The organism is Streptomyces sp. P6-2-1 (genome assembly GCF_050613165.1).
Taxonomy (GTDB): domain Bacteria; phylum Actinomycetota; class Actinomycetes; order Streptomycetales; family Streptomycetaceae; genus Streptomyces.
In genome coordinates, this window is sequence record NZ_CP192513.1 from 1,570,917 (window position 1) to 1,583,127 (window position 12,211).

General features: G+C 75.1%; 12 protein-coding genes. 9 read left to right on the forward strand and 3 right to left on the reverse strand.

All coding sequences use genetic code 11. From position 1 onward, the window contains the following. Positions 1-109: 109 nt before the first annotated feature. Both ACQYWQ_RS06925 and ACQYWQ_RS06930 read left to right on the forward strand, forming a co-directional pair. Positions 110-712, forward strand: a complete 603-nt coding sequence (locus tag ACQYWQ_RS06925) for a hypothetical protein (protein ID WP_431039086.1) — start codon at positions 110-112, stop codon at positions 710-712. After that, entirely contained in the window at positions 628-1,020 is a 393-nt protein-coding gene (locus ACQYWQ_RS06930) for an ATP-binding protein (RefSeq protein ID WP_431033030.1), read from the forward strand. Before ACQYWQ_RS06925 ends, ACQYWQ_RS06930 begins: the two co-directional genes overlap by 85 nt. Positions 1,021-1,027: 7 nt before the next feature. On the opposite strand, the gene ACQYWQ_RS06935 is transcribed toward ACQYWQ_RS06930, so the two are convergent. Continuing rightward, complete coding sequence (locus ACQYWQ_RS06935; protein WP_431033031.1) at positions 1,028-1,405, reverse strand: STAS domain-containing protein; 378 nt, start codon at positions 1,403-1,405, stop codon at positions 1,028-1,030. A 252-nt stretch (positions 1,406-1,657) separates the two neighbouring features. Then, positions 1,658-1,981 (reverse strand): hypothetical protein, encoded by a 324-nt coding sequence (locus ACQYWQ_RS06940; protein ID WP_431033032.1) that lies wholly within the window; start codon positions 1,979-1,981, stop codon positions 1,658-1,660. Between the two features lie 419 nt (positions 1,982-2,400). Here ACQYWQ_RS06940 and ACQYWQ_RS06945 point away from each other — a divergent pair, with 419 nt between their 5' ends. Then, the gene (locus ACQYWQ_RS06945) at positions 2,401-3,876 is read left to right on the forward strand and encodes a DUF1254 domain-containing protein (RefSeq protein ID WP_431033033.1); all 1,476 of its coding nucleotides are present in this window, start codon (positions 2,401-2,403) and stop codon (positions 3,874-3,876) included. A 28-nt stretch (positions 3,877-3,904) separates the two neighbouring features. Here ACQYWQ_RS06945 and ACQYWQ_RS06950 read toward each other — a convergent pair whose 3' ends face one another. Continuing rightward, entirely contained in the window at positions 3,905-4,207 is a 303-nt protein-coding gene (locus ACQYWQ_RS06950; protein WP_431033034.1) for a hypothetical protein, read from the reverse strand. A gap of 349 nt (positions 4,208-4,556) precedes the next feature. On the opposite strand from ACQYWQ_RS06950, the gene glnII reads away from it, so the two are divergent. The 6 genes from glnII to ACQYWQ_RS06980 all read left to right on the forward strand — a co-directional run bounded on the left by glnII (position 4,557) and on the right by ACQYWQ_RS06980 (position 12,119). After that, positions 4,557-5,576, forward strand: coding sequence for a glutamine synthetase (gene glnII / locus ACQYWQ_RS06955; RefSeq protein ID WP_431033035.1), 1,020 nt, complete (start codon positions 4,557-4,559; stop codon positions 5,574-5,576). A gap of 434 nt (positions 5,577-6,010) precedes the next feature. Next, entirely contained in the window at positions 6,011-6,610 is a 600-nt protein-coding gene (locus ACQYWQ_RS06960) for a winged helix-turn-helix domain-containing protein (protein WP_431033036.1), read from the forward strand. A gap of 174 nt (positions 6,611-6,784) precedes the next feature. Further along, positions 6,785-7,816 carry an NAD-dependent epimerase/dehydratase family protein gene (locus ACQYWQ_RS06965; RefSeq protein ID WP_431033037.1) on the forward strand — a complete coding sequence of 344 codons (1,032 nt, stop codon included), beginning with the start codon at positions 6,785-6,787 and terminating at the stop codon, positions 7,814-7,816. A gap of 227 nt (positions 7,817-8,043) precedes the next feature. Further along, positions 8,044-9,423: a sensor histidine kinase gene (locus ACQYWQ_RS06970; protein ID WP_431033038.1), complete on the forward strand. Its 1,380-nt coding sequence runs from the start codon at positions 8,044-8,046 to the stop codon at positions 9,421-9,423. Beyond that, entirely contained in the window at positions 9,408-10,082 is a 675-nt protein-coding gene (locus tag ACQYWQ_RS06975; RefSeq protein WP_431033039.1) for a response regulator, read from the forward strand. The genes ACQYWQ_RS06970 and ACQYWQ_RS06975 overlap by 16 nt, the downstream gene beginning before the upstream one ends. Positions 10,083-10,112: 30 nt before the next feature. Beyond that, positions 10,113-12,119, forward strand: coding sequence for a hypothetical protein (locus ACQYWQ_RS06980; protein WP_431033040.1), 2,007 nt, complete (start codon positions 10,113-10,115; stop codon positions 12,117-12,119). Positions 12,120-12,211 lie beyond the last annotated feature (92 nt).

Below are 12,211 nucleotides of genomic sequence, written 5' to 3' on the forward strand. Positions count from 1 at the left end.
CGGCTCACGGCCCGTTTCCGCGCCCGCGTCCGGTCTGCTTCACCTCGCGGGCGACGAATCGAGGTGCGCGGTGGACGAGGGCGACAGCCACAACTCCGTGGACGGCACCGTGGCCGCCCCGTGGTACGACGCCGAGGCGCCCGTACGGTTCCTGGGGCACGTCGAGTGGCTGACGGAGCCGGACGGGCTCGACCTCTATCCCGCCGAGGCCGCGCTCCTGGTCCTGCTGCCGTTCCTGCGCAGACGTCGAAAGGTGGCGGGACCGCGCCTACGGCTTCGGCCTCGCCCTCCGCGATCTCGTGCCGTTCCCCCTCGTGCCGCCGGTCGCGCGCGAACTCACTCTCTCCCCCGCCGAGGCCGCCCGGGTGTTCACGTCGCACGGCGTCACCGTGTCGCGGGACTCCCTGCCCGAAGGGCTCACGTTCAAGGCCGCGACCGCCCTCGCTCGCGTCCCCCGCCCCTGCTTCCGCCCCACGCTCACCGCACAAAACAGGTGCGTCGCGCCCGACTCGGGGCACCCGGAGCACAGGGCAGGTGGAAACGAGTGCGGGCAGGTGAGTGGTGGTGCCGGAGGAGGAAGGACGTGCGGAAGAGGGTGGGGTGCGGCCCGGGGAGGCTCGGGAGCGGGTGTATGACGCCTTGCTCGCTGTGCGGCCGCCGGTGGATGTGCTCGTGCTCGCCGATGCGGTGCTTGTCGCTTCGGAGTTGGTGAGCAATGCCGTGCGGCACGCCGGGGGCGTCACTTGCTTCCGGGTGAGCGTCGAGGGCGCGGAGGTGGAGATCAGGGTCTCGGACGGGTCGGACGCGATGCCGTACGAGCGGACGCCCCGGCCTCTCGTGCGCGAGGGCGGGTACGGGTGGGGGCTCGTCACGAAGCTCGCGCGCGTCGAGGTGGTGAAGGGGGCCGAGGGGGGCAAGACCGTGCGGGCGCGGCTGCCGCTGACGTCCGCTCACAGCACGTACGAGCACCCCGGCTTCGTGCCCGCGCAGCGCGAGCCGCCGGCCGAAGGGGAGCGGTGAGGGCGGGTCAGCCCGCGTCGATCGCCTCGCCGATCGTCTCGTACACGTCGAGGACCGTGTCCGTGCCCGTCAGGGCGAAGAGCTGACGCAGGGGCTCCGTGGGGGCGACCAGGCGCAGTTGGGTCGTGGCACGGACGCGGATGAGGAGATTGAGGAAGCTGGAGTCGCCGAAGTCGACGCGGCTCAGGTCGAGTATGACGACCGGATAGCGCGCGGCCGCGTCCTCCAGCTCCTGGCGCAGCCCGCCCACGGTGTCGAGGTCCAGCTCGCCGGAGGCCCGGACGAGCCACATCGCGGCGGGGTCGGCGGGCAGGGCGCGTCTCTCCGGGTCGGCGGAGGTCTCGTCCGCCGGTTCCTGCTCGGGCGGCTCTGCGGGTTCGGGCATATGCGCATCCTGCCTCAAGCGCCACCGGGGTCCCGACTCGCCCCCTCCCTCCGCCCTTCCGCGTTCACCGGTTTCTCACAGCCTTCCGCCGCTCCGCACGAGCGGCCACGCGGGCCGCCACGCGGGCCACGGCGCGCGTTCGCCACGCGGCCACGGCGCGCGTTCGCCACGCGGCCACTGCGCGCGTTCGCCACGCGGCCACGGCACCCGTCCGCCACGCGAGCGTCCTCGCGGGCCGCCGCGCGAGCGGTCTCACGAGGACAGCGAGTCGCGGCAGGAGCAGTGCGCCGGATCGTGGGCGCGGCCCCGCGTCTCCCAGGCCCGCAGGCAGCACAGCGCCTCGAAGACCTGCCAGTCGGCGACGGGGCGCGGGGGCGGTACGGGCGCGGGGCGCGGCACGTGTTCCTCGGCGCACTCGTTCTCGCGCAGGATCGCGGTGACCAGGAGCGCCGACGCGGCGACGAAGGCGGCCGTCGTCCACCAGGCGCCGTGTCGCGCGCTCGCCGTGGCGCAGTGCCCCAGCCAGACCACTCCGGCGAGGTGCGCGGCGCTCAGGGCGAGCGAGAGGCGGCTCACCGCGCGTCCCGGGGGTGCGCGGGGGCGGGGTGCGGAGGTGCGGCGGGGGCGGGGGGCCGGGGCATGGGCTGCGTCCTCTCGTACGGGGTCGTCGTGTCGCACGGCTCGTGGCGCCGTACCGGCGTGGGGTGCCGCGCGCCCGTACGGCGGCGTGGCACCGCGCGCCGTTCGTCACGTACGGCGATCTTCCGTTCACTCGTGGCGATCTGTCCGGCCAACGAGCCAGTCGCGCGGGCGCTGCGCCGGTTCACCCTTGCGCCCCGCGCGAGCGCGCCTGTCCGAATTCGTGTCGGTCCGTGTGGGGGACCCCGGTCACTCCACGAGGGGAAGGGCCGCACTCGTGTGCGACTCGGGATGCGGGACGGCGGAGGGCGTGTGACCTTGAGGTTCGGGGGCTCGCCGAGGAGAGAGGGAGCGTTGTGGGCGGTGATTCCCAGGCAGCCGCGCTCGCCGCCGAGGCGTACGTGTACGGCGCGCCGCTCGTGCGGGGCCTCGAAACCGTCGGGCTGCTCACGCAGGACGGCTTCGGCTCGCTGCAAGCGACGGCGTTCAACCACTTCGCGCACGCCGAACCCGCGACGGGCTGGCCCGCCGACGAGGGCACCTTGTGCTCGCTCGCCCATCTCGACCTCTCCGAGGGCCCGCTCGTCCTCCAGGTCCCGCCGAGCGGCTCGCGCTACGCCGTGTACCAGTTCGTCGACGCGTGGACCAACGACTTCGCGTACGCGGGGCTGCGCGCGGGCGGTGCGGACGGCGGCAGCTGGCTGCTCGCGCCGCCCGGCTGGGAGGGGCAGGTGCCGGGGAGCGTGCGCGAGGTGATCGAGGCGCCGACGGCGGTCGCGACGCTCGTGGTGCGGTACGCCTGCGCGCTCGCGGACGCGGACGACGTCGCCGCGGTACGGGACCTGCGGGCCGGGCTCGCGCTGCACCCGCTCACCGCGCCGGGGCTGGGGCGCGGCGGGCTCCCGGGCGGCGATCCGCTCGCCGAGCCCGCGCTGCGCTTCTGGGAGCGGCTGCGGGTGTGGGCGGGCGATTTCCCGCCCTCGGACGCGGATCGCGCCTACCAGGAGCGTTTCCAGCCGCTCGGGCTCCTGGAGGAGGGCGCGACGCCGTACGCGGAACCGGCGGCGGAGTTGCGGTGGGCGCTGGAGGAGGGGGCGGCGGCGGGACGCGCGGAGGTGGAGGCGGCGGCGTGGCGGTGGGGTGGGGACGGGACAGCGGGTGACGGGGGCGCGGGTGACGGGACCACGGGTGACGGGCCCGTGGGGAGCGGGGACACGGGGAGCGGGGACGGCTCGGGGGAAGGCCCGGCGTCGTCCTCGGCGGCTTTTCTCGCCGGTCCCCCGGCGGGCTCCCCGGCAGACGGTGGGCCCCCGGGCGGCGCAGGGGGCTGGAAGGGTGCCGCGCACCTCTTCGACTTCAACCTCGACCACCTCGGACCTGGCACGCTCGACGCCCCTCTCTGGCGGGCCGGTGACCGCTCCGAGGCGTATCTGCGGCGGGCGGTCGCCGCGCGGGTCGGGCTGTGGGGCCCGCACGGCTACGAGGCGACGACGACGCAGACGTACCGGGACGCGGCCGGGGACCGGCTCGACGGCGCGTACGCGTACACGCTGCGCCTGCCGCCCCCGCAGCCCGCCTACGGCTGGGCGCTGAGCGCGCACGAGGTGCCGCGCCGCCCGGGACCCGAGCCGCGCGCGGTGAGCGACCGCACGCCCGGCCTCGTGCGCGAGGAGGACGGCTCGCTCGTCCTGCGCCTGGCCGCGCGGCCGCCGCGCGGGGCGGCGGCGAACTGGGTGCCGGTCCCCGCGGGCGCCTTCCGGGCGGTGCTGCGGCTGTACGTGCCGGAGGCGGGGTACGCGGTGCCAGGGCTCGTACGGGCGGAGCCGGAGTGAGCCCGTACCCGTACGAGACCCCGCGCCGTCAGCGGCTGTAGCGCATCAGCGCGCGCACCATGTGACACGTGACGGGGGACGGCTCGTGGATGCCGACGCGCTCCGCCGCGCGCCGGATCGTGCGGTCGGATGCCTGCTCGGGGCGCCACACGCCCGCGTCGAGGAGGACGATCGCGAGCCGCATCGCCTTGAGGCGGCGGTTGTGCGCGACGTACCACTCGCGGGGGCGGCCCGCGGGCAGCGCCCTCTTCTCGACGGGCATGTAGGGGAGGTCGAAGAGCGGGGTCGCTGGGGCGGTCGGGTCGAGGGTCGCTGCTCGGGCCACGGGCATCCTCCTGAACCGGCGGAAGGGGGTGAGACCGGTCACTCCTGAGGTCGGTCCCGCTCCCCCTCCCGCGTTCGAACACTGCTGCCATTCTACTGCCGGGGACTGACAAAAGCCGCTGGTGGCAGGGGATTTGAGGCATTCGAACACGGAGGTGCCACAGGGGTGCCCACGCGCCCCCGCGGCCCCTTCGGGAACGGCCGCAGGGGGCGGGGTGGCGACGGTCCGGCCGGGTAACACGCGGTTCACACCGGGGCAACGGCCGGGCAACCGCCCCTTGCCATCCTGCGGGCGTCCCGCACCCGCCCCCCCGCGCCCCCGAGGGCGCGTCGTGCACACGTAAGGAAGTGGCCACGTGAGCTTCAAGGCCGAGTACATCTGGATCGACGGCACCCAGCCGACCGCCAAGCTCCGGTCGAAGACGAAGATCGTCGCCGACGGAGCCGAGCCGGGCGTGTGGGGCTTCGACGGTTCCTCCACGAACCAGGCCGAGGGCCACTCGTCGGACTGCGTGCTCCAGCCGGTCTTCACGTGTCCCGACCCGCTGCGCGGCGGCGCCGACGTTCTCGTCCTGTGCGAGGTGCTCGACACCGACCTGAGCCCGCACCCGAGCAACACCCGCGCCGAACTGCGCGCCGTGGCCGAGAAGTTCGCCGCTCAGGAGCCGGTCTTCGGGATCGAGCAGGAGTACACCTTCTTCAAGGGCAGCCGCCCGCTCGGCTTCCCCGAGAACGGTTTCCCCGCCGCGCAGGGCGGTTACTACTGCGGCGTCGGCGCGGACGAGATCTTCGGCCGCGAGATCGTCGAGGCCCACCTCGCCAACTGCCTCGCCGCCGGGCTCGGCATCTCCGGCATCAACGCGGAGGTCATGCCGGGGCAGTGGGAGTTCCAGGTCGGCCCGCTCTCGCCGCTGGAGGTCTCCGACCAGCTGTGGGTGGCGCGCTGGCTGCTGTACCGCACGGCCGAGGACTTCGGCGTCTCGGCGACGCTCGACCCGAAGCCGGTGAAGGGCGACTGGAACGGCGCGGGCGCGCACACCAACTTCTCGACGAAGGCGATGCGCGAGGGCTACGAGGCGATCGTCACCGCCTGCGAGTCGCTCGGCGAGGGCTCCAAGCCGCTCGACCACGTGAAGAACTACGGCGCGGGCATCGACGACCGCCTCACCGGGCTCCACGAGACCGCGCCGTGGAACGAGTACAGCTACGGGGTCTCCGACCGGGGTGCCTCGGTGCGGATTCCGTGGCAGGTCGAGAAGGACGGCAAGGGGTACATCGAGGACCGCCGCCCGAACGCGAACGTGGACCCGTACGTGGTGACGCGGCTCATCACGGAGACGTGCTGCACGTCGCTGGAGAAGGCCGGACAGGTCTGAGGTCCGGGACACTTCGGGCCGGGTGACCGGCCCGGCGGCGGGGCGCGCGCGGCGAGGCGCGCGCGCCCGGGTGGGGCGTTCATCATGACGGGATGAACGCCCCTTTCGCGCGGGGCCCTCGTTGTCGGCTTTTTGCTTCGGCTTCGGCTGAAACCCTCTCCCTGCCCCTCATGTCATCTGCTTCAATGGACGCATGGACAGCTTTCGGAACCTCGTGACGGGTCGTGTCGACCTCGAACCGTTCTGGCCGTCCCGTCAGCACCACGATTTCGACCGGGTGTGTCAGCCCCCGCGGAACGCTCGGGCCCTCTAACACCCTCCCCGCCTTCCCGGCCGGGCTCCGGTTTTCGGTCCGCGCGACGACGAATGTCCCTTCCGTGGCATCCCCGGCACCGCATCGGTGCCGCTTCGTGCGAAAAGAGCTGACACCTCACATGGCGAACCACCCTTCCCTCTCCGCCGCTCCTTTCACCCGGCCCGTGAGCCCGGTGAGCCCGCCACGTCACCGCCTGCGGGCCGTCGAGGCGGGCGAGCCGGCGCCGGCTCCCGAGGTCGCGCTGCCCGCCGGGGCGACCTGGCTCCCCGTTCCGTCGCACACGCTGCCCGCGCTGCCGGGCAACCCGCCGATGGTCGGGTACCTCGTGCTCGTACCCGCCGATCAGCAGCCGCCGTTCGCGGAGGCCGCCGCGCCCGCCGTGAGCGCGGTGCCCGAGCCCTCGCCGGAGCCCTCGCCCGAACCCCGTACCGAGGCCGTACGGGTCGACGCGCACCGCAGGACCGCCGAGGTCGACGGGCGGCCGCTCGACCTCACCTACCTGGAGTTCGAACTCCTCGCGCACCTCGTCGCGCACCCCCACCGGGTGCACACACGCGACCAGTTGGTGACGACGGTGTGGGGCTACGGGCACGTCGGCGACGGACGGACCGTGGACGTGCACATCGCGCGCCTGCGCCGCAAGCTCGGCACCGCGTACCGGCACAGCATCCAGACGGTGCGGCGGGTCGGGTACAAGTACACGCCGCCGCTGGGCTGAGCCGGGGCCGCGTCGAGCGGGGCTGAGCCGGGGCCGCGTCGAGCGGGGCGGCGGGCCGTAGCGCCGCGGGCGCGAAAGGTTCTCGTACACGCCGGAGTTCGGCCGGCAGCGCACAAGATCTTCCGAGAGCGAAATACGGTCCCCGGTCCCGTCCGGAGCGGGCACGCTCGTGTCATGACTGCGAACACATCAGCGAACGCGTCGGGGACACGGCTGCTCGTCCTGGGCGGGACCGAGTTCGTCGGGCGCGCGACCGTGGAGGCGGCGCTCGCGCGCGGCTGGGACGTGACGGTGCTCAACCGGGGCTCGAAGCCCGTCCCCGAGGGCGCCCGCGCGCTCGTGGGCGACCGCACGGCGCCCGGCGGGCTCGCCGCGCTCGAAGGCGGCGCCTGGGACCTCGTCGTCGACACGTGGTCGCAGGGGCCACGGGCGGTACGGGACGCGGCCGAGGCGCTGAAGGAGCGGGCCGGACGGTACGTGTACGTGTCGACGTGCTCCGTGTACGCGTGGCCCCGCGCGGCCGGGACGGGCGTCGACGCGCCCCTCGTGGCGGGCGATCCGGACGCGGAGGCGCGCGACTACCCGAGCGACAAGCGGGGCGGTGAGCTGGCCGTCGCGCGGGCCTTCGGCGCGGAGCGCGCGCTCTTCGCCCGCGCCGGACTCGTCCTCGGCCCGCACGAGAACGTGGGGCGGCTGCCGTGGTGGCTGCTGCGGATGCGGCGCGGCGGCGAGGTGCTCGCGCCGGGGCCGCGCGAGCTGCCGCTCGCGTACATCGACGCGCGGGACCTGGCGACGTGGCTGCTCGACGCGGGGACGGCGGGGCGCTCGGGGGCCTTCGACCTGGTCAGCCCGTCCGGGCACACGACGATGGGCGAGTTCCTGGAGACGTGCCGTGCGGTGACGGGCTCGGACGCGGTGCTGCGCTGGGCGAGCCCCGCGCAGGTCGAGGCGGCGGGGATCGAGCCGTGGACGGAGCTGCCGGTGTGGTGCCCGCCGGGCGAACTGCACGGGGCGATGCACACGGCGGACGTGACACCGACGCTGGAGGCGGGGCTGCGGTGCAGGCCGGTGGCGGAGACGGTCGCGGACACGTGGGAGTGGGTGTCGGGGGAACTCGGCGGGACGATGCCGGCCCGGACGAATCCGCGGTCGGCGCTGGGGCTGGACGCGGAGAAGGAGGCGAGGGCCTTGGCGGGGCTGGGGTGAGGTGAGGTGAGAGGCGCTGGGGGCGAGGGGCGCCGACGGCCTGGGCGGGCGCGGGGAGGGCGGGTCCCGCGCGGGCGGGGACGCGCCCCCCGGGGTGTACCTGAGTACACCCCGGGGACGGGGGGAAAACGGCTGCCCCCGCGCGGCGGCGCCCCGCAGAATTGGGAGTGCCGGGCCGCTGGGGCCTGGTCGGGCCGGAGGGTCTGTTGTGGGGGAAGAGGTTGATCATGGGCGGGCTGACACCGACCGAGGACGAGGGCGGGCGGCGCGTGTACGAGCGCCTGCGTGCCGGGGAGCGGACCGCCGAGCGGTTCCTGGCGGCCGCGGACGGTGAGGCGCGCGGCGAGCAGGGGGGCGGTGCTCTGCGGGTCTTCCGTGCCGCGGGGCGCGGGGCGGCGCTCGCCGGTGTCTCGCTCGCCGTGTCCTGCGGGCTGTTCTGCCTCGTCCTGGTCTCGATCTGCCTCATCCCGCTCGGCGTCGGGCTCATCACGACGCCGCCGGTCCTCGCCGTGATCCGTGAGTACGCGCTCGGGCGCCGGATGCGGGCGCTGGCCTGGGGCGGGGTGCGGATCGGGGTCGCGTACCGCCCGCTGCCCCCGCTCAAGCCCGGCTTCGCCGGCGAGGCGGGGCTGTGCCTGGCGCTGCTGCGGGACCCGGCCACGTGGCGGGACATCGGCTGGCTGCTCCTGGACTGCACGGCGGGCACGGTCCTCTCGATCCTGGCGCCGGTCGTGCTGCTCTACCCGGTGTGGGGCGCCGTGCTCGCGGCGGGCGGGTGGCGGATCTTCCGGGACTACGGTGCGGAGTGGTACCTCTTCATCCCGGTGGACAGCCAGGCGACGGGGCTCGCGGCGCTCGCGCTCGGCGTGGTGATCGCGCTCACCGCGCGCTGGTCGGCCCCGGCGTTCGTACAGGCGTACTTCAGGCTGACGCGTACGGCGCTCGCGCCGAGCCGTGAGCAGGAGATGGCCGCGCGGATCAACCGGCTCACGACCACACGGGAGGACGCCGTCGACACCTCGGCGGCCGAGCTGCGCCGCATCGAGCGGGACCTGCACGACGGGGCGCAGGCACGGCTCGTCGCCGTGGGGATGGACCTCGGGCTCATCGAGTCGCTCATGGAGCGCGATCCGGCGAAGGCGAAGGAGCTGCTCGGCAAGGCGCGGCAGTCATCGGCTGAGGCGCTCGGCGAACTGCGGGACCTCGTGCGGGGCATCCACCCGCCGGTGCTCGCCGAGCGCGGGCTCGTGGACGCGGTACGGGCGCTGGCGCTGCGGCTGCCCGTCGAGACGGAGGTCGTGGCGGAGGTGTCGGGGCGTGCCGAGGCGCCGGTCGAGGCGGCCGCGTACTTCGCGACGAGCGAGCTGCTCGCCAACGCGGTCAAGCACTCGGGCGCCGACCGGATCTGGATCGACCTCGGGTACCGCGAGGGACGGCTGCGGATCAGTGTCGGGGACAACGGCGAGGGCGGGGCGACGGCCGGGAAGGGGACCGGGCTGGCCGGGGTCGAGCGCCGACTCGGTACCTTCGACGGTGTCCTGGCCGTCAGTTCTCCCCCCGGCGGCCCCACTCTGGCCACCGTGGAGCTGCCGTGCGTGTTGTCCTAGCCGAGGACCTGTTTCTGCTGCGGGACGGTCTCGTCCGACTGCTCGAAGCGTACGACTTCGAGATCGTCGCCGCGGTGGAGAGCGGGCCCGAGCTGACCCGGGCGCTCGCCGAGGAGCGCCCGGACGTCGCGGTCGTGGACGTGCGGCTGCCGCCCTCGCACACCGACGAGGGCTTGCAGTGCGCCCTGGCCGCGCGGCGGGAGCGGCCAGGGCTCCCTGTGCTGGTGCTCTCGCAGCACGTCGAGCAGTTGTACGCGCGGGAGTTGCTCGCGGACGGCGCCGGCGGGGTCGGGTACCTGCTCAAGGACCGGGTCTTCGACGCCGAGCAGTTCGTGGCCGCGGTGCGGCAGGTCGCTTCGGGCGGCACGGCGATGGACCCGCAGGTGATCTCGCAGTTGCTGCGCCGTCCCGCGGCCGAGCGGCCGCTGGCCCGGCTCACGGCGCGCGAGCGCGAGGTGCTCGAACTCATGGCGCAGGGACGCTCGAACGCGGCGATCGCGGAGCGGCTCGTGGTGACCGAGCGGGCCGTCGCCAAGCACACATCGAACATCTTCGCCCGCCTTGGCCTGGAGATCTCCGACGACGACAACCGCCGGGTGCTCGCGGTCCTCGCCTTCCTCGACGGGAAGCTGCCGGGCCCGGGGGACGGCGGCAGGTGACCTCGGGGGGCGTGTCTCGTTGCGCTTGGCGTGGATTCTGCGAAGCTCGCCCCCCGAACCTCCCGCCGGTCGCGTTCCGGCACCGCCCCCTCGTCCCCAGGCGCCGCGCCGGTCGGTTTCGCGCAGGCGGAGGCGGCGCTCGTCGAGCACTACCCGCGGCTCGTGCGGCTCGCGCACCTCGTGCTGCCGTCCTCGCTCGGCCGGGCCCGTCGCGTCCTCGCGGCGCACGCGCTCACCCAGCGGGCCCTGCCCCGGCGGAAGGACCGCGCGGGCGGGCCGGTGCCTGGTCCGCGTGGCACGGGGGCGGGCGGCGGGCGGGGGCGGGACGGTGCCAGGGTCTCCGCGCGGGACGCGGGGTACGCCTGCGTGCGGCGGAGGGTGCTGCGCGAGGCGCTGCGGGCCTGCGGCGAGGCCGGCGGGAAGGCGGGGAAGACGCGGGTGCCGTTCGGGCTGCCGCGGGTGTGGGGGCTCAGGCTCTTCCCGCGCGCGGGCGGTGGTGAGGAACTCGCTCTCGACCAGGCGCTGGCGCTGCTGAGCGGGGCGGGCCGTGCGGCGTACGCGCTGCTCCACCTGGAGGGGCTGGACCCTGAGGCGGTACGGACGCTGCTCGCCGAGGCGGGCGCGGACGACGCGGGGGCGGCGCTCGGCGAGGCGACGGGGGTCGAGGTCCCTGCGGGCGCGCACGCGGCGGCCCTGCTCGCCTCGCCCGAGTTCGACCCCTGCTCGCTCCAGGCGCGGCCCACCGACCTGGTGCGGCGCAGGCAGTGCGTACGGGTCGTGGGGGCGGGCGCGGCGGTGCTCCTCGTGTGCGGGGCCGCGTTCACGGGGTGGTCGCTCACGCGGGGTTCCGCCGCGCCCGCCCCCGTGCCGAACGCGGCGGAGCGCGAGGCGCTGGACCCCGCGCACCTGACGACGGTGGCGCAGGACGCGTGGAAGACGGCGGCGCGCCGCGACTTCTCGGTGTGGCCGGCGCGCGGCGGGCTCGTATCGGACGGGGCGCTGCTCGGCAGGGCGCTGCGCGAGTGGGCGAGTCCCGGGCCCCGTACGCATGTCTCGGCGACGCCCGGCACGCCGCTCGGCGGCCCGGCGGGGCCGCCCCGGCTGCTGTGGGCGGGGCACACGGCGGGGGCGAACGTCGTGCTGTTCTACGACGGGCTGCGCCTCGTGCGGTACGCGGAGGCGGCGGGTGACGGCTTCGGTGATCCCGCGCTCGACCTCGTACGGGCCGACGGCGTGGACGAGACGGGCGCGGCGGTGGTCGCCGTCGCGCGCACGGACGGCAATGTGCGGTATCTGACCGCGCCGTGGGTGAAGTCCGTGGCGCAGCGCGATCTGCGGGCCCCTGAGCGCGCGTCGACGCCGTTCACGACGGAGCGGGACGGAACCGTGTGGCCGTTCCAGCAGCCCGGGCGCGAGCCCGCGGCCGACGGCGGCTGCACGACGTGGAACACGGTGCAGGTCACCGGCCTCGACGGCCACGCGCGGCTGTACACCGACCTCGGTGACCTGCTGCCCGCGCACCTCACGACCGGTTCGCCGACCGCGCCCGACGAGGTCGACGACCTCACGGGCAGGACGGCGTGGGCGCCTTCGGCGTGCTCGCTCGTGGCGGGGCAGGGGCGGGGGGTGCGGGCGGTCAACTCCTGGGAGTACGCGAGCCAGCCGCTGCCCGAGGGGGCGGGCACGGCGGGGTGGGCGTGCACGCGGATGGACACGTGGCGCGGGGGCGGCACGCTGACGCTCGCCGAGTACCGCGCCCCCGGCCATCCGCTCGGCGCCGTCGCCGCGCAGGCGGGCGACTCGCCGTCGTGCGGCACGCGGCAGCCGGACGTCCTCGCGGGCGCCATGTGGAAGGCGCCTTCGGGAACGTGGTACGTCCTGGCCGCCGGCTCCGAGGGCGTCGCGTCGATCACCGCCCGCGACGGCATCCGCGGCGCCTCCCCCACCCGCCTCTTCGCCCTGCCCGCGCCGAAGGGCGCGACGGCGACGCTGAAGGCCGAGCTGGTGAAGGGCGGCACACTCAACGGGCTGGGGTGAACCCGTTGACGGGCGGGGCGGGTTGCAGACAAGGTGCGGCCATGCGCCCGCCGAGCGCCCTGCCCGCGCCGCTTCGGGGCCCGGATCGTCGC